Source organism: Lishizhenia tianjinensis (assembly GCF_900116425.1).
Lineage (GTDB): Bacteria > Bacteroidota > Bacteroidia > Flavobacteriales_D > Crocinitomicaceae > Lishizhenia > Lishizhenia tianjinensis.
Genome location: NZ_FPAS01000003.1, coordinates 70,503 through 90,160, shown reverse-complemented (window position 1 = coordinate 90,160; position 19,658 = coordinate 70,503). Strand labels below are relative to the sequence as shown.

22 protein-coding genes are annotated in these 19,658 nt (G+C 37.1%); 10 read left to right on the top strand and 12 right to left on the bottom strand.

Features of this window, described 5'->3' with window-relative positions:
• Positions 1-8 precede the first annotated feature (8 nt).
• Genes BM327_RS10120 through BM327_RS10105 form a run of 4 tightly spaced genes read left to right on the top strand, consistent with a single transcriptional unit; the run spans position 9 to position 5,721 of the window.
• Positions 9-1,091 (top strand): imelysin family protein, encoded by a 1,083-nt coding sequence (locus BM327_RS10120; protein ID WP_090249076.1) that lies wholly within the window; start codon positions 9-11, stop codon positions 1,089-1,091.
• A gap of 19 nt (positions 1,092-1,110) precedes the next feature.
• Complete coding sequence (locus BM327_RS10115) at positions 1,111-2,448, top strand: HTTM domain-containing protein (protein ID WP_170853733.1); 1,338 nt, start codon at positions 1,111-1,113, stop codon at positions 2,446-2,448.
• Positions 2,445-4,850 (top strand): TonB-dependent receptor family protein, encoded by a 2,406-nt coding sequence (locus tag BM327_RS10110; RefSeq protein WP_090249071.1) that lies wholly within the window; start codon positions 2,445-2,447, stop codon positions 4,848-4,850. The genes BM327_RS10115 and BM327_RS10110 overlap by 4 nt, the downstream gene beginning before the upstream one ends.
• Before the next feature lie 4 nt (positions 4,851-4,854).
• Positions 4,855-5,721 (top strand): serine/threonine protein kinase, encoded by an 867-nt coding sequence (locus tag BM327_RS10105; protein ID WP_170853732.1) that lies wholly within the window; start codon positions 4,855-4,857, stop codon positions 5,719-5,721.
• On the opposite strand, the gene BM327_RS10100 is transcribed toward BM327_RS10105, so the two are convergent.
• Positions 5,695-6,372, bottom strand: coding sequence for a hypothetical protein (locus BM327_RS10100; RefSeq protein ID WP_139230331.1), 678 nt, complete (start codon positions 6,370-6,372; stop codon positions 5,695-5,697). The two genes, BM327_RS10105 and BM327_RS10100, sit on opposite strands and share 27 nt — an antisense overlap.
• Complete coding sequence (locus BM327_RS10095; RefSeq protein WP_090249065.1) at positions 6,365-6,919, bottom strand: DNA-3-methyladenine glycosylase I; 555 nt, start codon at positions 6,917-6,919, stop codon at positions 6,365-6,367. Before BM327_RS10095 ends, BM327_RS10100 begins: the two co-directional genes overlap by 8 nt.
• A gap of 144 nt (positions 6,920-7,063) precedes the next feature.
• Here BM327_RS10095 and BM327_RS10090 point away from each other — a divergent pair, with 144 nt between their 5' ends.
• From BM327_RS10090 to BM327_RS10080, 3 genes are all read left to right on the top strand, one after another.
• On the top strand, positions 7,064-7,666 hold the full coding sequence (locus BM327_RS10090) for an acyltransferase (protein ID WP_090249063.1): 603 nt from the start codon (positions 7,064-7,066) through the stop codon (positions 7,664-7,666).
• 118 nt (positions 7,667-7,784) lie between these two features.
• Positions 7,785-8,855: a branched-chain amino acid aminotransferase gene (locus BM327_RS10085; protein WP_090249061.1), complete on the top strand. Its 1,071-nt coding sequence runs from the start codon at positions 7,785-7,787 to the stop codon at positions 8,853-8,855.
• A gap of 248 nt (positions 8,856-9,103) precedes the next feature.
• Entirely contained in the window at positions 9,104-9,385 is a 282-nt protein-coding gene (locus BM327_RS10080) for a hypothetical protein (protein WP_139230330.1), read from the top strand.
• 183 nt (positions 9,386-9,568) lie between these two features.
• On the opposite strand, the gene mscL is transcribed toward BM327_RS10080, so the two are convergent.
• On the bottom strand, positions 9,569-10,012 hold the full coding sequence (mscL, locus tag BM327_RS10075; protein WP_090249057.1) for a large-conductance mechanosensitive channel protein MscL: 444 nt from the start codon (positions 10,010-10,012) through the stop codon (positions 9,569-9,571).
• Between the two features lie 47 nt (positions 10,013-10,059).
• Entirely contained in the window at positions 10,060-10,677 is a 618-nt protein-coding gene (gene recR / locus BM327_RS10070) for a recombination mediator RecR (RefSeq protein ID WP_090249055.1), read from the bottom strand.
• A gap of 201 nt (positions 10,678-10,878) precedes the next feature.
• Between recR and BM327_RS10065 the strand changes: the two genes are divergently transcribed.
• Entirely contained in the window at positions 10,879-11,583 is a 705-nt protein-coding gene (locus BM327_RS10065; protein ID WP_090249053.1) for a DUF6962 family protein, read from the top strand.
• Between the two features lie 41 nt (positions 11,584-11,624).
• Entirely contained in the window at positions 11,625-12,089 is a 465-nt protein-coding gene (gene smpB, locus BM327_RS10060; protein WP_262987299.1) for an SsrA-binding protein SmpB, read from the top strand.
• Here smpB and BM327_RS10055 read toward each other — a convergent pair.
• The 3 genes from BM327_RS10055 to aroB are packed head-to-tail and all read right to left on the bottom strand — an operon-like array spanning position 12,080 to position 15,003.
• The gene (locus BM327_RS10055; protein ID WP_090249051.1) at positions 12,080-12,946 is read right to left on the bottom strand and encodes a J domain-containing protein; all 867 of its coding nucleotides are present in this window, start codon (positions 12,944-12,946) and stop codon (positions 12,080-12,082) included. The genes smpB and BM327_RS10055 overlap by 10 nt on opposite strands.
• The gene (locus BM327_RS10050; RefSeq protein ID WP_090249049.1) at positions 12,927-13,937 is read right to left on the bottom strand and encodes an AMP-binding protein; all 1,011 of its coding nucleotides are present in this window, start codon (positions 13,935-13,937) and stop codon (positions 12,927-12,929) included. The genes BM327_RS10055 and BM327_RS10050 overlap by 20 nt, the downstream gene beginning before the upstream one ends.
• Position 13,938: 1 nt before the next feature.
• Complete coding sequence (aroB, locus tag BM327_RS10045; protein WP_090249047.1) at positions 13,939-15,003, bottom strand: 3-dehydroquinate synthase; 1,065 nt, start codon at positions 15,001-15,003, stop codon at positions 13,939-13,941.
• Positions 15,004-15,094: 91 nt separating this feature from the next.
• Between aroB and BM327_RS10040 the strand changes: the two genes are divergently transcribed.
• Complete coding sequence (locus tag BM327_RS10040; RefSeq protein WP_090249045.1) at positions 15,095-16,285, top strand: proline dehydrogenase family protein; 1,191 nt, start codon at positions 15,095-15,097, stop codon at positions 16,283-16,285.
• Between the two features lie 45 nt (positions 16,286-16,330).
• Here BM327_RS10040 and BM327_RS10035 read toward each other — a convergent pair whose 3' ends face one another.
• Genes BM327_RS10035 through BM327_RS10015 form a run of 5 tightly spaced genes read right to left on the bottom strand, consistent with a single transcriptional unit; the run spans position 16,331 to position 19,658 of the window.
• Complete coding sequence (locus BM327_RS10035) at positions 16,331-16,753, bottom strand: GNAT family N-acetyltransferase (protein ID WP_090249043.1); 423 nt, start codon at positions 16,751-16,753, stop codon at positions 16,331-16,333.
• Positions 16,753-17,616, bottom strand: coding sequence for a DUF350 domain-containing protein (locus BM327_RS10030; RefSeq protein ID WP_090249041.1), 864 nt, complete (start codon positions 17,614-17,616; stop codon positions 16,753-16,755). The genes BM327_RS10035 and BM327_RS10030 overlap by 1 nt, the downstream gene beginning before the upstream one ends.
• Before the next feature lie 11 nt (positions 17,617-17,627).
• On the bottom strand, positions 17,628-18,308 hold the full coding sequence (locus BM327_RS10025) for a hypothetical protein (RefSeq protein ID WP_090249039.1): 681 nt from the start codon (positions 18,306-18,308) through the stop codon (positions 17,628-17,630).
• A gap of 2 nt (positions 18,309-18,310) precedes the next feature.
• The gene (locus BM327_RS10020; RefSeq protein ID WP_170853731.1) at positions 18,311-18,853 is read right to left on the bottom strand and encodes a DUF4178 domain-containing protein; all 543 of its coding nucleotides are present in this window, start codon (positions 18,851-18,853) and stop codon (positions 18,311-18,313) included.
• Position 18,854: 1 nt separating this feature from the next.
• On the bottom strand, positions 18,855-19,658 hold the full coding sequence (locus BM327_RS10015) for a hypothetical protein (protein WP_090249035.1): 804 nt from the start codon (positions 19,656-19,658) through the stop codon (positions 18,855-18,857).

Here is a 19,658-nt window from a genome sequence, read left to right as displayed (position 1 = left end):
AAAGAAAAATGAAAAGATTTAAGCTTGTTTTTGTTTCGGCATTGGCGCTTTCTTTACTCTCATCTAAATGTAAAGAACCTGTTGAACCTACAGTAGAATTTAATAAAACAGCATTGTTGGCAGATTATGCTGACAAGGTGATAGTTCCTTCTTTAACAGATTTACAGGGAGAAATTAGCACGCTTAAATCCTCTTTTTCTTCTTTTCAGGCTGATGTTACTCAGGCCAATTTAGAGGCTTTACAAAACGCTTGGAAAACAGCTTACCTTCAGTTTCAACACAGTCAAATCTTCAATTTTGGTCCATCTATGGATTACGGAATTAAAGGTGCTTTTGGAACTTATCCTTGTGATACCGCTAAAGTGGATAACAACATTACGAGCGGTTCTTATACCCTAGGAGCAGCCGGTAATGCAGATGCAATTGGTTTCCCGGCTATGGATTACTTGTTGTTTGATTTGTCTACGCAAGAGGCTTTGAATAGACTAGCATCAGATGCAAATCGATTAACTTATTTAGGTGAATTAATTGATAAAATGCAAATAGAAATTAATGCAGTTGTTAATGCTTGGAATACTTCATATACCCAAGAGTTTAAAGCAAACACAGGAACGTCATCTACGAGTTCTATGTCATTTTTAGTAAATGAGTTTAATAAAGATTATGAGTTAACTAAGGTAGCTAAATTCGGAATTCCTATTGGTCAGCAAAGTTTAGGTATACCTCAGCCTGAGTATATAGAAGCTCCTTACTCTGGTTTTTCTTTTGACTTAATAAAAGCGAGTCTTGAGGCATCTAGAGAAGTTTACAAGGGAGATTACAAAGGAAATGACGGTATAGGTTTTCAAGATTATGTTTTGTCTTTTGTGGATCAAGGTCAGACCCTTAATACAGATATAACTTCTACCTACACAAGTGTATTGAATAAATTCGAGACTTTCAATACTACTTTGAAAGCTGAAATTAATGCAGAAAACACGGAGCTTTCTGCGGCTTATGATTTGATACAATCTCAGGTGGTTAATATTAAAACAGACATGCCTGCCTTGTTTGCCATCATGATTACTTATCAAGATAATGACGGGGATTAATAAAATATCACATACATTAATGTATAGAGGGGTAAGTATTGCCCCTCTTGTGGTGTTTAGAATAATTTTTGGTGCACTCATGCTTTTTGGGGCGGTGCGTTTCCTTTCGAAAGGATGGGTATTCGATAATTATATATTGCCCGACTTTCATTTCACTTATTTAGGATTCGATTGGGTAGAGAAACTTCCGGGGAATTGGATGTATCTTCCCTTCATTCTTATGATAATAGCATCTATAGGTATGATCCTTGGAGCTTTTTATCGCATCAATGCAACTTTACTTTTTTTGAGTTTTTCGTACATAGAACTCATCGATAAAACCTATTACCTTAACCATTATTACTTTGTGAGTTTGATGCTACTCTTACTCATTTTCATTCCTGCTCACCGCAGGTTTTCTTTAGATCTGAAAATTTTCAAGCTTCAGCAATGGGACGAAGTTCCAGCCATTTATAGAAACATCATTTGCTTTCTATTGGGCTTGGTTTACTTTTTTGCTGGAATTGCTAAAATAGAATATGATTGGTTGGTGTTGGCTCAACCTTTAAAATTGTGGTTGGATAAATTTCATCACTTGCCTTTGATAGGTGGCATATTGGCCAACGATTACGTAGCGTATTTCTTTGCTTATTTTGGTTTGATTTACGATACCACCATTCCCTTCTTATTATTGGGGAAGAAAACCAGACCTTATGCTTATTTCTTTGTAATCAGTTTCCATATCATTACCTGGTTGTTATTCCCCATAGGCGTTTTTCCATGGGTGATGATATGCTCAACCTTGATTTTCTTTCCAGCTAGTTTTCATTTAAAACTGTTGCAAAAGTTAGAAGCTTGGTTAAAGGTGAAAACACAAAAAGGTATGGTTGTAACCAAAGTGAATCAGCTATATAAGTATTTCATTCTTGTATTTGTTGTGGTTCAATTGCTTTTGCCTTTTAGATATTTACTCTACCCAGGAAATCTATTTTGGAACGAGGAGGGCTTTCGCTTTTCTTGGCGCGTAATGCTGATGCATAAAGAAGGTTTGGCCACTTTTTACATAGAGGATAGAAATACAGGGAAGCAAATTGAAATTGATAATTCCGATTACCTTACGGAAAGTCAGGAAAAACAAATGGCCACACAAGCCGATTTTTTGATCCAATATGGTCATCATTTATACGATCAATTTAAAGATACTCTTTTGGTTTATGGACAACATCAAGTGCATTTGGTAGACCCTATTGTTCGCGCAGATGTCAAAGTTTCTTTAAATGGTAGGTTAAACCAACAATTTGTTTCTAAAAAGTATAATTTTGCAGACCTGAAATACGATTTAAAACACAGAACCTTTATAGAAGAGTTTAAGCCGTGAAAATATTAGTAACGATCATATTAGCGTTTGGTATTCCCTTTCTACATGCCCAAGAGGTATTGAAGGGAAATGTTGTGGATGCTAAAAATCAGGAGGTAGTTATTTCTACCATCGTTACCAATTTGTCTTCAGGTGCAAAAGCACGTGTGGATATTGCTGGAGGATTTGCTCTAAAAGCTCAGTTGCAAGACAGTATTAGAATAACAGCTACGGACTATGATACTTTACTTTTTGTAGTCACCGATTTTACAGCTAAACAATATAAAATTAGAAATCTTGTACTGGTAATGGATGATGTAGACATCATTAGAGATAAGTATGAAGATTTTGATATAGGTATTCCACCTGTAATTACAAGTTCAAGAATCCACTACGGTAAGTCGGAGTTCATTCCTTTGAAAAATCTTTCAGGGGCAAAATCTACGGGTAACCCAAGAGAGTTATACGCTAAAGTTCCAGGATTGAATATTTGGGAAAGTGACGGAGCAGGTATTCAAGTTGGAGTAGGAGGTAGAGGATTGAGTCCTAACCGTACCGCTAATTTTAATACGCGTCAGAATGGATATGATATTAGTGCAGATGCCTTAGGTTATCCTGAAAGTTATTATACACCACCTGTTGAAGCCTTGAAAGAAATTCAAATTACAAGAGGTTCTGCAGCTTTACAATTCGGTACACAGTTCGGAGGATTGTTGAATTTTGTATTAAAGGATGCCAATACAGATCGACTCATAGATTTTACTTCAAGAACCACAGGGGGGAGTTTTGGATACTTAGGAACCTACAATAGAGTTAGTGGCGGTAAAAAGCGATTTTATTATCAAGCCTATCATCAATATAAAAGAGGAAATGGTTACCGACCAAATGGAGGATTTTACCAACACCAAGCTTTTGCACAAATTGGTTATAAGTTCACAGAGAATATAGATTGGAAATTGGAGTACACCAAAATGAATTACCTCACGCAGCAGTCGGGTGGTTTAACCGATCAACAATTTAATGAAGATTCCAGACAAAGTATAAGAGATAGAAACTGGTTTGCTGTAGATTGGAATTTATTGGCCACGCATTTCGATTATGAAATAAGCAAAAAGACCCATTTGAACGTAAGAGCTTTTGGTATGAAGTCAACGCGAGAGTCTCTTGGTTTTTTAGGGAAAATTAATCAAGCCGATATTGGTGGTTTCCGTAAGCTTATTTATGGTGACTTTAAAAATTACGGTACAGAAGCACGTTTAATGCGCAAGTATGATGCGAAAATTAAAGCAACAGATATCAATGGTGCATTGCTGTTTGGAGCCAGAGCTTATGAAGGACATACTGTTTCAAAAGAAGGTTTGGCTTCAGCTGGAGATGATGCAGATTTCCGTTTCAATACGCCTGATGATGTAGATAATTCGAACTTCTCTTTCCCTTCGAGAAACATGTCGCTGTTTATAGATCAAGTGGTGTTGATTAAAAAGTGGACCATTAATGCGGGGGTGAGGTATGAACATATTAAGAGTGGAACAGAGGGATATTATTACCAATACAACCTTCACCCTTTATTGGGAGATACCATAGACCGTTTTCAAATTAGTGATAGTAGATCAACAACGCGTAATGTCTTTTTAGGTGGAGCAGGAGCGAGCTATAGTTTGAAAAATGGAGCGAAAATTTACGGAAACGTGAGTCAGAATTATAGAGCCATTAACTTCAACGACATACGAATTAACAACCCTAACTTAACGATAGATACGAATATTCAAGATGAATATGGGGCGACTTTTGAGTTGGGTTATAAGGGTATGATAGATAATTTCTTCTTCATAGATGCAGGAGCTTTCTACATTTTCTATGGAGATAAAATTGGATTAGCACCAGATGGATTGAAACGTCAAAGAACCAACATTGGTAATGCCAGAAACATGGGAATAGAGGCGGTTGCAGAATTGGATGTGTTGAAAATATTCAACCGCAAGCAGAAAAAAGCCTTGAGGGTGTTTGCTAATGTGGCTTATATAGATGCGCGTTATATAACTTCGAAAGAGCCGAGTTTAATCGGAAATAGGGTAGAGTATGTGGCACCTTTCATTGTGCGTTCTGGATTGAAATACAAAACAGAAAAATTGTCTTTACAATTCCAAGGAAGCTATACTTCTGACCAATTTAGTGATGCTTCGAACTCTGTAAATCCTTCTGGAGATGCCTTGTACGGAGTTATCCCTTCTTATTTTGTGTGTGATTTTTCTGCAAAGTATGAATGGAACAAAACTTTCCAAATAGAAGCTGGTATAAACAATGTTTTCGACGCTAAATATTTTACGCGTAGAGCAACAGCTTATCCCGGTCCAGGAATAATTCCATCTAACGGAAGAAGTTTGTACCTTACCCTGCAAATTCATTTGCAATCTAAAAAGTAAGAAGGTGCTTTCAGCATATAAATTTCTCGATACAGAAATTTCTCAAAACAAAAGAAAATTTTCTGCAACGCATGTGGTTGAAGATATTCAAACGGGTTGTCATCACATATTAAAAATTGCAAGTTTAAAGGATGAAAAGGCGGTTAATGTGCTGAAGAATGAAAGGCTATTCACCTTTGCTTCTTCATCTTTACAAAGTAGCCTTAAACATTGGGAAGAAGAAGGTAAATTTTACTTGTTAAAAGAATTCTTTGAAGGCGAGAACTTGTTGAGTTTTTACAAGAAGTTGAAACGAAGAGAACGTAAAAAGTTTCTACCTCAATTTTTATTTTCCTTTTCAAAACTTTTGGATGAAGTCCATAATCAACATTTACTTCATTTGGATATTAAACCTTCTAACATAATTATCTCTGGAGATATCAATGCCTTTGAGGTGAAGCTTATAGATTTTGGTTTGGCTTGGAGGTATATGGAAAATTCCTCAACGAAACGGAAAAGTTATTATCCATTTGGACATGCAGCTCCGGAGTTGGTATTGAATGTGCCAGAGCTTTTTGTTCCTCAAACAGATTATTATGCTTTGGGTATACTGATGTATGAACTTATGGAGGAAGAGTTGCCTTTTTTGCATCCCAATCCAGTACAAAGTATTAATTTACAATTGAATCTACCTTTGCCTACCTTATCGAGAAAATGGAGAAAGTATCAAGGTCTTTTAAATAAGCTAACCGCAAAAGAATCCTTCGCCAAACCGCCGAATCAATACACACGAGAGCAACAAGGTAAGGTCCTTTTGAAGGGTATTTTAAAACGCTACCAGAACTTGGGAGAAATGCGAAAAGATTTAGAAAATATCCACTCTATAGCCTAGTTTTAAACCGAAGTTTAGAGGAGAAATGTACGTTCCGTAAACATTTGCTCTGTCGTAAATCATGATGTTGTAGTCACCCAATAACTCAAGTGTTAATGCACTTCTCCATTCAGCAGGAAGCTGGTATTTAAGTCCGGCCACCATACCAATTCCAAAGTAAAAAGATCTAAAATAGTGTTTCCCCGGATCAACATCTCCATTTGGGAAATAGTACTTTTCTGTATCGTATTCTCCTAATTCTATAATGTCTGATATCATACCCAAGGTTGTGTTAGAACCAAAGTAGAAAGCCAAACCATCATCATAGGTGTTAAAGGCGAAATTTCTTCTACCATAGGAAAGTGCAAATTGACGTATACTTTCGGTAACCGGAACAGAAATCACAGAATTACCTTGCCCCGTAAATTCAGGACGCAATTCGGCCACCATATTTCCGCGTTGAATATCCGTAAGGGGCATAAAGTAAGTCGCATTAATGCGCATCGTATGCCATTCAGATTCTGGTAATTCCAATCCGAAATTTAAAGTTGTTCTTCCCTTAATAGCGGTTCCCAAACCTAAGTCTGGTCCCCCTCCAGCAATCAAACTGTATTGGGCATATCCCCCAAAGCTCAGTAAGAAGCTAGTAAGTATGATGAGTATCTTATTCATATAGAGTGTTGTTTATTCTGGAGTATATTTCGCAGTTTTCATCATGAGCTCCAGGCATAAAACCCGTACTCATTAAAAATTCTCCGACTATTTCTCCTCCCGTGAATTTGAAATTGCCTTTAAACAACTTCGTCCACGCTTGTTTTGTTAGTTCTTGTTCTTCATGTAAGCTTAACCAGTTGTAAAAACTCCCAAACTCATCTTGTATTTCCAAAACGCGTTGGGCGTTGTGCAAGGCTGCATTTACTTTTAGTTTATTGCGAATAATTCCTTTGTTATTCAACAATTCTTCCACCTTCTCAGGTGTATATGCGGCTATTTTACTTACGTCAAAATTGTCAAAGGCTTTTCTGAAGTTGACTTCCTTTTTTAAGATGATGTCCCAACTCAAGCCTGCTTGATTTATTTCTAGAAGCAAACGTCCAAATAATTCGTTGTCATCTGTGATGCGAAAACCATATCTGAAATCGTGGTATTGCTTGTGTAAATTGTCTTTGTTAAGATCTTGTACAAACCTACAATACGGGTGATTAATTTCTTTTGACATGCTTTGTTTTCTCTCCTAGAATAGCTCTTACTAAATATAACGAAAAAAATCGCTATTGGGTTAAGAATTAGACCAATTTTCTCTTGCTTTTGATTAAAAGTAAAAGGAACGACGAACTTTTATACTTTTGAACAAAAAAATACAATGGCCAACATATTTGAATTTAATGGTTTTAAACCGGTAATTGCAGCCTCAAGTTTTATACATCCCAATGCTACGGTAACGGGAAATGTAATCATAGGTGAACATGTTTATGTAGGTCCTGGAGCTGCTATACGTGGAGATTGGGGACAAATTGTAATTGAGGACGGATGTAACGTGCAAGAGAATTGTACTCTGCACATGTTTCCAGGTACAACAATGACTTTGAAGAAAGGAGCGCACATTGGACATGGAGCAATTATTCACGGAGCCACCGTAGGAGAAAATTGTTTGGTAGGAATGAATGCTGTATTGATGGACGATGTGGTTGTTGAAGCAGAATGTATTATTGGAGCTTTGGCTTTCGTTCCTGCAAAAACGCACGTAGAAAAAAGATCTTTGATGGTGGGGAATCCTGCCAAGAAAGTGAAAGAGGTAAGTGATGATATGATCGCCTGGAAAACAAAGGGAACAGCACTTTATCAAGCCTTACCTAAGGAATGTATGGATACCTTAAAACCATGCGAACCCTTGCGAGAAATTGAAGCAGATAGACCTTCTCAAGACAAGTTATTTGAAACTTGGGAAAAAGTGAAGAATGCATAAAGTCTAGGTAAGCGAAGTTTTTGAAAGACAAAAGGCTAGCGGTTTTGTCGCCGTTAGTCACTTTCACCTTGACGCATCGTTAGAAAATGAGTATATTCGCGCTGTGAAATTACAAGGTATGAACACTAAAACAATAAATTTTCAAGTTGAAAAAACAGCGGAATCTAAGATTAACGCGGTAGATTGGGACAACCTTCCTTTTGGAAAAGTTTTCTCTGATCACATGTTAGAAATGGATTACGCGGACGGAAAATGGCAAGACCCAGTTATTCGTCCTTTTCAAGATTTAAAAATGCACCCAGCAACTTCTGTAATCCACTATGGACAATCAATTTTTGAAGGATTAAAAGCATACAGAAAGGAAGATGGAAGCGTTTCTATCTTTAGACCAGAAATGAATGGGAAAAGATTTGCTGAGTCGTGCAAAAGAATGTGCATGCCAGAGCTTTCTCCAGAGTTATTTGTTGAATTGGTCGCTAAATTGGTAGAAATCGATGAGGCATGGGTACCAAAGAAAGAAGGATACTCTTTGTACATTCGTCCGTTCTTATTTGCAATGGATGATTACATCGGAATCAAGCCGTCTGACACCTATAAATTTATGATTTTCACTTGTCCAGTAGGAGCGTACTACGCGCAACCGTTGAACGTGAAAATTGAAGAGAACTACACAAGAGCCGCAGAAGGTGGTGTAGGTAGAGCGAAAACAGCTGGTAACTATGCAGCTTCTTTATACCCTGCAATGTTAGGACAAAAAGAAGGTTTCCACCAGTTGGTTTGGACAGATGCAAAAGAGCACAAGTACATTGAGGAGTCTGGTACAATGAACATCATGTTTGTTATTGATGACGTATTGATTACGCCAAGCGAAGAGAGTGATACTATCTTACGTGGAATAACAAAAAGATCTGTTGTAGAGGTAGCTCAACAATGGGGTATGAAAGTAGAAGAGCGTAAAGTAACGGTTGAAGAAATCATTACAGCGTGTAAAGAAGGTAGAGTACAAGAAGCTTTTGGAGCAGGTACAGCCGCTACTATCGCACCAATTAAAATGATAGGATTTAGAGATGAGAAATTCGAACTTCCAGCAGTGGAAACTAGAGAATTCTCTAATAAAGTACACCAGTACTTAGATGATTTGAAAATTGGTAAAATTGCCGATGAAAACAACTGGGTTTTCAACGTGTAAGTAAAGTACTATAAGATATAGAAAGAGCTAGCAGAGATGTTAGCTCTTTTTTTTAGCTAATATTTTCTCTGAATTCCATTAACCAAATACATATAGTTACTTATAAAAGAATAGTAAGTAGATTTAAAATAAACAGAAAGAGCATGAATAAATGGATAAGGAAAAGGTGGATAGGGCTGAAAGGATTGTTTCTTTTAGTTTTATTTTCACCTCTCTTTACTCAGGGGCAAACAAAATTGGATTCACTCGTGGAACAATTTGAATTGTGGAGGAGTGATACAAGTGTATGTAAAACCAATAGGGATAGTTTATGTTATTTACTTGTACATCGATACTCTTGCGAAAGTGGGGTTTGTGGATTGAAAAAGAAAGAGTTAATTCAAGTATTAGGTGAACCAGATAATAAAGTGTTGGGGCAATACACCTATCAATGGAGTGATAGACCACCTTGTAATCCTTACGATTATTTTTCTATTAGGTTTACATTTCGGTTTAGACGAGTAAAGGGTATTTATTTTAGTCTTCCATAAGCAAACTGTGGAACTAGATTGTATCGTCGGCTCCAGCACGATTGCGTTATGCGAACTATATAACTACAGAAGATTATACTAAACAAAAGAGTGCAAAAAAAAAGAGCGAACTGATTGGTTCGCTCTTTTTGTTAAGTCCAAGTAAAAAATCTCTTCACTCCAAACTCAAACTCAATACTGTCTTTATTTCTCTTTTAACAAGTCTCTAATTTCACCCAATAAGACTTCTTCTTTAGAGGGTGCAGGTGGAGCTGCAGGTGCTTCTTCCTCTTTCTTTTCCATGCGAGCCTTCATGTTGTTGTAGGCTTTTACCACTAAGAATACAGAGAAAGCAACAATAATAAATACGATGATGGTATTGATGAATACCCCGTATTTGATTGCTACTTCGGCAACTGCGGGTGTTACCACCTCACCAGCTTCATTCACCACTTCGGGTACAGCTTCGGCAATAACCAATGTTAATTTGTTGAAGTCAACTCCTCCAATTAGGTAGCCAACGGCAGGCATGATAATATCATTCACCAACGATTTTACAATGGCTCCAAAGTAAGTAGCCATAATTAAACCAACAGCCAATTCTAATACATTTCCCTTGGCAATAAATTTTTTGAATTCTTTAAGCATAATGATAGTTTTTACTAAAATTACACTAAAAATCGACTTTAGAAAATCTATTTCTGAAAAGTAGATTCGAAAGGCAAACGCTGCATGATGGATCTTCCCAGGGTTAATTCATCGGCGTATTGTAGTTCAGATCCCACAGCAACCCCCCTAGAAAGCGTGGATATATTACAGTCGAAATCTTTAAGTTTTTTATACAAATAGAAGTTGGTGGTATCTCCTTCCATGGTCGCACTTAAGGCAAAAATAATTTCTGTGATTTCCTGGTTTTCCGCTTTGTCAATTAAAGTGTCTATGTTTAAGTCACTCGGACCAATACCATCCATGGGAGAAATTATTCCTCCTAAAACATGATAAATTCCTTTATAGCTCGAAGTCGCTTCTATGGCCATAATATCCCTTATATCTTCAACCACACAAATTAAGGAAGTATCTCTGTTGGGGTTTAAACAAATGGCGCATAATTCTTTGTCAGAAATATTTCCACAAGAAGTACATTGTTTCACCTCACTTTTCATCGTGATGAAAGCTTGGGCAAAACGCTCAATTTCTTCTGGACTCCTTTTCAATAGATGTAAAACCAAACGCAACGCACTTCGTTTTCCTATACTCGGTAAGGATGCCAATTGTTCAACGGCTTCTTCTATATGTTTAGAGGGAATATTCATTACAACAAAATTAACGCTTTGCAGGGATTTGTTCAGCTTATGTATTTATTAAATTGAAAAATACACCGTCAACCGGAACAAGAAATTGAGAAATGTATCGAAGATGCTAATTTCTTGAAATGCTCTACGAATAATGGAAATTGGGAAGGCATAGTTTTTAAAATTACTTGTCTATGTTATTCTTTGACGTATTTTTGCGCCATGTTAGTGGAATTAGTATCTGAATGCGGTATTTCTCCAGAAAAATTACCGTATACCTTCGCCGGTTTGTGTTTACAAGAACCAATGGCACTGATCACAAATTGGTTAATTGCTACCATTTGTTTTGTTTGTTATTACAATTTGGGAAAACCTGAAAGTGAGTTTGAAAAGTACTGGAAAGGTTTCTACATGCTATTTGGTTTGTCTACAGTTTTCGGTGGATTAGGTCATACTTTTTTCTACTACACAGATATCTATGGGAAGTTTCCGTGTTGGACCTTGGGTATACTAACCAGTTTCTACGCAGGTAAAGCTATGATTAGCTTATATAATCCACTGCGTAAAAAGCTATTAACTCGCATATTGATTGCCAAAGCGGTTATTCTATGGGTATTAGCCATCGCCTTGAAGAGTTTCTTATTTGTAACCGTTGACGCCGTTGTTGCCTACCTTATTTTCTGTGGAGGTTTTGGAGTTTACTTTTGGAAAAAGGGCATGGAAGGATTTAAATACATCGTGTTTGGTGTAGTTATCTTAATTCCATCTGCTTTCATTTTCTTATTGAAGTTAAACCCGCACATCTGGTTTAACAAAGACGATTTAAGTCATGTTTTAATGATGATAACTATTACTTTCTTTTACTTTGGAATTCGTTTTATGGCCAATTATTTTAAAGAAAATAATACCTTTAATGTCCTTAAATAATTGACCGATTTTGGTGGAAGATATTTAGACCAAGGAAGAACATGAATAAAATTCAAAACACAGTTAACATTAAGAATAAACGCGCAAGGTTTGAGTATGAAATCTTAGATACTTTTGTAGCGGGTATTCAATTGGGTGGAACCGAAATTAAAAGTATTCGTTTGGGTAAAGCGAGTATAATGGAAGCTTTCTGTGTGGTAGAAAACAATGAAGTGTTCATCAGAAACATGTTCATTAATGAATATTCTAATGCTTCCTTTTATCAACACAAACCAAAGGCAGATAGAAAATTATTGTTGAACCGTCAGGAAATTAATAAGCTGGCAAAGAAGGTGGAAACGAAAGGTTTTACCATCGTTCCTTTGCGTATTTTTATCAATGAAAAAGGTTTGGCCAAGCTTGAAATTGCCTTAGCTCAAGGTAAAAACATTCACGATAAACGTCAAACTTTAAAAGAGAAGGATGACAAACGTACCTTGGATCGTGTAATGAAAAATTACAAGTAACCGAAGGTAAAAAGGTGTAGCCAGCGCTGGTTGCTAAATAAAATCACAAGAATAAAAAGTGTGTAGAAGTATACACTGAATTGAAACAGGAAGCTGTAGATCAGTGTTCTACTTTTGGCTACATACGTAAGTAGGGGAATCAATAAGATGATTACGATGACCCAATAGATACTTTGTACGGAATAGTCGGTGTTTACCGTTATCCATTCTCCTTTTCTGTTGAAAAAACTTAAGTGCTTAACTTCTCGAAGTATAAAACTTTCTTCCAGGTAAATATTCTTTCCTTCTATTATTTCATAGTAGTATTGCCGAGGTAACCAGAGTCCTTTATCGCTTGCCGTGTACAAAGGAGATACGCTCTCTCTATTAAAGCCTTCGAAATAAACCTTGGAGTCTCCATGCGTGATATGATCTTTTACCCAACGAGAGGGGAGGTATTGATCAATTATTAAAAGTCCGGCCAGAACAGTAGAAAAACACATGATAAAGCGGAAGTAATTCCAGAGTTTACCTTGAGTAATTTTAGAGAAATAGGCTTCGTTTTCGGCCTTTTCTCTGGCTTGTTGTTGTTCGTATCTTTCCTGTGCCTCTTTGTATCTTTTTTTCTTTTCCTCGTCGGTTTGCGTTTTTTCTGGGTGATTAAAATCTTTGTAAGAATACTGTTTACCTGTGCTTACAAGAGGAGGGTTAGAAAGGTATTCATAGGCTTCTTGAATGGCAATAAACTCCTCCATTGCCGCGTCAGAAGGGTTTTTATCGGGGTGATAAAGCAAAGCCTTCTTTCTGTAGGCTTTTTTTATTTCTTGGGTGGAGGCTGTAACCGAAACCCCTAGTATTTTACTGTAATACTCCTTCAAGCTTGAGTCTTTCTTTAGTTTGTAGTCTGTTTATTTTTCCGTTGGCCGTTCGGGCTAATTCAGGTAAGGCGTAAATGTATTTTGGAACTTCATATTTATCTAAAAGCTCTGTTAATTCGAGTTTTACTTGGTCTGCATTTTCCAATCTTCCTTCTACACATAAAGTTACCGCTTCTCCCAAAGTCTCATGTGTGGTGCCACATATAATAAAAGACCTGTTCTTGAATAAAGTAACCAATTTTTTTTCAATTTTTTCAGGTTGAAGTTTTACTCCTCCCGAATTTATGGTGAAATCGGCTCTGCCTATCCATTCAAAAGTGCTTTCATCTTTAAGGGAAACGATATCATTAGTTAATAAATGATCTACCCCCAAATGAGGAGCGTGGATAATTAATCGCTGGTTCGCATCACTTGAAATACGTATAGGAGGCAGAACATGAAAATATTCATTCGCACTTCCCAAATATTTCAATGCAATGTGAGATACAGTTTCAGTCATTCCAAAGGTAGAATAAGCCTTGACCTTATGGTTGAGTAAAGACGCAGCTAAATGATCATTCACAGGTGCTCCTCCTATGATTAAATTCTCAAGCAAGTTGAAGTTTTTGTCTTCCAAGCAAGCGCTCACTTGTAAGGGAACCATAGCCGCTAGGTCTACTTTTGTTGTCAGGGGCGTTAACGGTGAGCTATTGATGGGTCCAACCAATAATTTAGCCTTGTTAATCAGGGCACGAACGATCATCATTTTTCCACCTATATAGGCGGGTGAAATACAGAGGTAATAGGTGCTGTTTTCATTCAATTGAAAAAAAGCATTGGTGGTTTTCGCAGAAGCTACCATGTGTGCTTTGCGCACTTTTATAGGTTTAGGCTTTCCCGTTGAACCTGAAGTGAATTGGACGATGTAGTCTTTTTCATTCTCCCATTCTGCGATAAACTCTTCTACCAGTGTAAAACTAGTTTCTCCTCCTGCTAATACCTCTACGTTCATCTTAAAATTGTGTGTCTATCACTTTTAATGCTTCCAAGATAACTTCTTCCGTTACTGTGTGGTTAATACTAGATTGACCTATTGTATTGAGCAAGGTGAAATTATATTCTTGTCCCTCTCTTTTTTTATCATTTTGCATGAATCCTAGAAGCGTTTCACCTATGGTGCTAATGTTGTCTATCTTATCGTATTGTTGTAAAATGAAATGCTCTATTTCGTAATATTCTTCTTTGGATAGAAGTCCCAAATCAATAGAGATTTTACTCTCAACCAACAGTCCCAGCGCAACTGCATAACCGTGAGGTAAAGGAGATTTATCCAAAAAGTAAGCTTCCAAGGCATGGGCAATGGTATGTCCGAAATTCAATTTTTTGCGTTCGTTTTCTTCTTTCGGATCTTTTAAAACAATGTTGTTTTTAATGCTCGCACTCGTGGCAATATCTTCTAAAGTGATGTCGTGTACATCCTTTTCTTTTAAGGTATCCCAATGTGCTTTATCTGCTATTAAACCGTGTTTGAGCATTTCTGCCTTCCCCCAAACTTTTTCATTATCGGGTAGAGTTTGTAAAAAACCAGGATCTATGATGGTACAAATAGGGTAAGCGAAAAGCCCCAGTTGGTTTTTGAAAGGACCTAAATCAATTCCCGTTTTACCTCCAGATGAGGCGTCCACCATAGCCAATAAACTCGTGGGCATGTTTATAAATTGCACACCTCTTTTATAGATGGAGGCAATGAAACCTCCTAAGTCGGTAATTACACCTCCACCGAGGTTGATAATTAAATCACGTCTACCAATTTTATATTCGGTTAACGCTTCCCAAACTTGGAAACAAATTTCCATCACTTTATTCTCTTCACCGGGGGGTAAAAGAATAACTTCTGCTTCTTTCAGGGCTTCATAGTGAGTTAAAAGAGCTTCCAAACAATTGTCGTGTGTATTTTCGTCGACAATAATGACTTTTTTTGCTTGTGCAAAATCAACGTCAAGTAATTGCTGCAGAGAGCTTTCTGCATGGTTTCCAATCTCTATGTAATAGCCTTGCGATTCTATCTTTTTTATCATTCCTTTGCCTTAGTTGGCTGAAATGTAGAAAAAAATCTGCTAGCCATCGAAAAATTGCTTGTCATTAATAAAACACGATTAATTTTGCCGCATGGTATCATTCGAAAATACGGAAATAGCATTTGCTTCTAAGAGCAATAGAGATTTGAATCGAGCGTATCGTCTTTTCAAACTCATGGGTTATCCAAGCTTAGTAAATATGGGCTCTGGAGTACTCAATACGGCAATGAAAATGAATTTGCCGATTAAAGGTATTGTTAAACGCACCATCTTCAGACAATTTTGTGGAGGAGAGACCATTTTAGATTGTGATAGTACCATAGAGGAATTGAACAAGTTCAACGTTGGAACCATACTGGATTATTCGGTAGAGGGGATGTTGGACAAAGAAGATTTTACAGATACAGTAAATGAATTAATTTCCACTATTATTCGTGCAAATGGTGAAAAAGCGATTCCTTTTGCCGTGTTCAAGGTAACAGGGTTGGCCAATTTCAACTTATTGAAGCGCGTGAATGATGAAAACGCTGAAATTTCTGAGGCCGATAGAAAAGCCTTGGATTTAGTAATTGAAAGAATAGATACCATTTGTGCCAAGGCGCATGAATTCGGTGTTCCTGTTTTCATTGACGCAGAAGAGTCGTGGATACAAGATATTATCGATAGAATTTGTGCCATGATGATGCGCAAATACAACCGCGAGCAATCCATCGTTTTCAATACGGTTCAAATGTACAGACATGATAGGTTGCAATTTTTAAAGGACAGTATTAAGGAAGCCAAAGAACAAGGTTACAACTACGGTGTGAAATTGGTGCGTGGTGCTTACATGGAGAAAGAAAGAGCACGTGCAGAAGAACATGGGTACCCTTCTCCTATACAACCGGATAAGGCAGCAACAGATAGAGACTACGATTTAGCCTTGGAATATGTGGTACAACACATTGATTATTGTAAACTTTGTGCAGGAACACACAACGAGGAAAGTTCGGCTTATTTAGCGGAATTGTTGGAGAAAAATAACTTAGACAAAGACGACAGACGTATTTACTTTGCGCAGTTGTTAGGTATGTCAGATCACATCTCATACAACTTGAGCTACGAAGGGTATAACGTTGCGAAATACGTGCCTTATGGTCCGGTTAAAGAGGTAATTCCTTATTTAATGAGGAGAGCTCAAGAAAACACTTCTGTGGCGGGTCAAACGGGAAGAGAATTATCTTTATTGATCAAGGAAAAGCAAAGGAGAAAGAGTTCTTCTAAGCCAACCAAGAGAAAGTAAAAAGAGGAGATAAAAAAAGGGAGTGCATTGCACTCCCTTTTTTGTTTAAAGATCTTTTATAAAATGAAATCCTTTCGGACCAAAACCTTGGTTGTAATAGAATTTATGTGCTTTAAAGTTACTCGTATAAGCATCTAATACCATAATCTTACATTCCTTTTCTCGGGCTATTTTTTCTGTAAATTCAGTAATTTGTTTTCCTAAGCCAGATGATCTGTATTCCGGCGCAATGACGACATTGTCTAACTCTAAATACTTTCCACACCACAGTTTTGTACCTAACCAAATGCCACAAACACCTATGATTTCATTTTCTGTGTTGTAAGCCAGAACCTGACCGTAGTTATTGGGAAGCATATTATCTAACATCTGGGAATAATCTTCCAATGTTAGACTAGGATATAAGTGCAGCAAACAATTGTAAGCTGCCATCATTTCTGTTTTCGATTGCGTATAGTTCAATTTCATTAGAAACACCAAGTAAAGATAATGGCACCTGCAACATAAGAGAATGCTTCCACCAAAGCGGCTCCAATATTAGGTTCTTCTTGGTGTACTATTTCATCTACTAATTTGCGTTTAGGTAAGAGAACCTTATCGGTAACAAAGCGCAACAGTGGAAGTAAAATTATTCCAGCAATTACGTTGAGTCCCATATAGCTTAATCCATCGAGCCATGTGCTGTGTTCTAAGGCAATTCCATGTTCAATTAAAACACCTAGGGCTACTATCATTCCTCCAAAAGAAACACCTACGGCTATATTATCTTCTTCTATTTCTTTATGCACATTATAGGGAACCATCCAGGTGTAAAAATGTCCAGTTACAATGAGCGCAAGCTCTGCGATAAACCAATATCCTAATGCGGCCATAGGGTAATCAGCTTCCAGTTGAAGTGCACCGTAGAGGATAAGTCCTGTTGCAATGTAGCTCCCAGCTTCTAAAGCTCCCATTCCTGAATTTTGATCTTCTACCAATTCCTTTTTTATGTTGAATTTGAACAGCAATAACTTGTCGTTTAAAAAGCTACTAATGTTCATTAATAGAATGGCTGCAATTCCATACACAAAAGTGTAGAGTATATCTTTGAGTAAGTCAGGATGTGCCTCACTGGTCATGATTCCACCCATGGCTATTACTATACCGATGTAGTAACCGACTTGTGATAAATTGAAGGCAAAATTGTCTTTCTCCACCATTTCATGATCTAAATCTATGGCAGGGTGTAGAATTTTATAAACAAATCTTGAAAGAATGATCAGTAGTATACAAACTGCTAAATAGAGCAGTGGGTAATAGGTATAAGTTTCTATGGATATCGCTAATTTCATGTGTGTTCGTTTTATTTTCCAAATCCTCCGCCACCTCGTGAGCTAGAGCTGCTGTATGATCTTTGCCAAGACCCAGAACGGTTGACAGAGCGTTGGTAAAAGTTTTTATGCGTTTGTTTGGTTGCCGTTGATTTTGTTCCCCAAGAAGGAGAAGAACCTGAACCAGAACCGTAATAAGGTCTGTTGTATCTGTAATGGTGATAATAATCGTTGTAATGATTGTAGTAAATCATACGATTTCCCATTCCAAACAAGGTGCGGTAAAAGAGGTAAGTTGAGAAAAAATGCCATACTCTATGACCATTCTCTTCTCTGAACTCACCGTATTTAGGATTACCGATTACTGTGTTGAAACCGGGAGGTGCAACTATGGTACTTTTGTTTCCTAAACTATCTATTCTACCAATGGACATTCCCAAGTTGTCGTAATGCAAGGCATAAAAACCTTCGGTAACATTGTTGTCTTGAACCGTAGTAATTAAGTGAAAATCTCCCTTGTTGTCTGTACCTATAACTTTGTAAGCGTGTATAAATTTCCCTCCAGAAGTCTCTTGCATGTCGCTCAAAAGTATTTCTGTATTGGGTTTGTCTTTGTACTTTTCCAGCAACTGGTCTACCATATTGGCTTCCCATGCTTTCCCTCCACAGGCGGCAAGTACGAAGAGTAATAGTGTTATTTGTAAATATTTCATTCTTATTGCTGACTCGGTAAAATGTTACCTATTTCAAATTCTTTTAAGTAAGAACCTTTGTATCCTGTTACATTGTTTTCTCCCGTTCTTGAGAAAGAAATAAATTCATCTTTGTTGGTATCCTCAAATACCCAAACGACCATTTCGATTTGTCCACCTTTTCCTACTTCACTATACAAACAAGGGTTTTCAGAAGTCAAAGACCACGTTTTTCCCTCGTAAGCAAATTGTCTGCGCGGTATATCCTGGGTAATGATTTCTTCACGAACGCTGTTTAAATCTTGCAAAAGGTTAATTTCCTTAGAGATTGAAATTTCTTCTCCTTCAGAATCATCGTAAAAAAGTAGGGCTTTTTCATTCCCATTCATGATTAACCATTCTTTCGAAGCATATCCTTCTCCCCAGTTATAGTGGTATTCTTTTTCAACCATCCAAGTAGTAAGGTTGTACTCTAAAATGTAACCTACTTTTAAGTCCTTCACTTTAAAATCCACTTGAGGGTCTTTGCTGCTTCCTTTGAAGAAGTTTATAATTTTTTCAAACATATTAGTTGATGTAATAATTATTATCGATTTGAACACTTTTTGCCGGAGCATGCATGTCATTGTTGTACCCGGCAAAACCATAGCCGCTACTCGCTAGTGCATAGCCCAAAACTAACCATAAAACGGCTATAGATAGGGCTATATAGAGGCTTTTGTTTTTTAAATTGTATTCCTTGTTTTGTATGATTTTTTGGTAGTTTTTAACTGGACCAAAATAATCTTTCAATAAGAGTATGATAATTACTCCCAAGAGAAATAAGCGCATTCCCCAAGTAATAAGCTTTGCGTTTCCTTGTCTTGGAGTAAGCGTTACTTTCTTAACCTCTGCAGGTTCCTTAATGCTTTGGGTAGTTGTAATTAAACTGTGTCGAAATGTAAGTTGGTAGTTTCCAGCTTCTCGGAAATAATAGTTCAACCGTTGCAATTGGCTACCGGAAACACTTTTGTTGGTCAGGTAATAATGGTAGAGTTTTTTACCTTCCTTTTTAATAAAAACTTCCGTCTTTAAATGAGTTGCTTGGTTGTCTGAAATAATATTCGGATGATTGAGAATGTCTATTTGATGAACTCCAGGATCTTCTATAGTAAATTCAAACCCTTGTTCTATTCTATGCGCATCAAAAGAATTCCCCTTTACTGAAAATTTGAAGTTCAGGAAAAGAAAGAGTACACCAAAAAGAAGTAAAACCCCGAGTACAGGTAGTATTTCTTTTTGCCTATTGTAAAGCGCAAGCTCTTCTTGCAAGATGGATCTTTGGTAATTTAACTTCCTGCGACGTGCATTTGGTTTTTGTCCTCTTTGCAT